Origin of the sequence: Pseudomonas sp. Fl4BN1 (assembly GCF_009908285.1) — a bacterium.
Taxonomy (GTDB): Bacteria; Pseudomonadota; Gammaproteobacteria; order Pseudomonadales; family Pseudomonadaceae; genus Aquipseudomonas.
This window is the reverse complement of the sequence record NZ_JAAARM010000091.1, coordinates 1-597: the sequence shown is the minus strand read 5'-3', so window position 1 is coordinate 597 and position 597 is coordinate 1. Positions and strand designations below refer to the sequence as shown.

Genomic DNA, 597 nt, shown 5'->3' with positions numbered 1-597 from the left:
GTATTCGGGAGTCCTTCGGTACAGGGTCACGGACCTGGATTCTGGCAAGTCGGTGCGGGCTGCGATGCCTGGTGGCATCTGGGATGCGTGCTGCGAGGACCCGAGAGCGTTCGGGATGTACATGCGCATCGTCGGCTGGCGGTAGCGATTTGCGGGGTATGGGGGCGCTTTAGCCCCCATGCAAGCAGGGGATAGGCCAATGCTGCTGGTCGGATTCGCGGCTTCCGTACCCGAATCGCGACAGGGCACCCCGCGCCATGCGGGCCATTTCTGCGGTGCACCTTGCGAAAAGTGGTGAACCTGGCTACCTTACGGTGCATCAGCCAGGAGTGCACATGCCTACACAAAACCCGCGTCTCACCATCACCCTGTCTCCGCCTCTGGACGCGGCTATCCGCCGCTTGAGCGAGCTGACAGGGCAGAGCAAGTCCTCCCTCATCGTTGAACTGCTGGACCAAGCCAAGCCCGTCTTGGAACGTATGGCAGAGGTCATTGCACTTGCGCAGACTGCCACCCAGGAAGCCAAAACCCGTATGGCGGCCAACCTGGATGCTGCGCAGTCCAAGCTGGAGGAGCACCTTGGTCTGGTCAACGACT

General features: G+C 61.6%; 1 protein-coding gene. It reads left to right on the top strand.

The features are described 5' to 3' along the window. Positions 1–335 precede the first annotated feature (335 nt). Positions 336–597 (top strand): ribbon-helix-helix protein, CopG family (locus GV818_RS33705; RefSeq protein ID WP_161778746.1); only part of this gene is annotated, 262 nt, incomplete at its 3' end.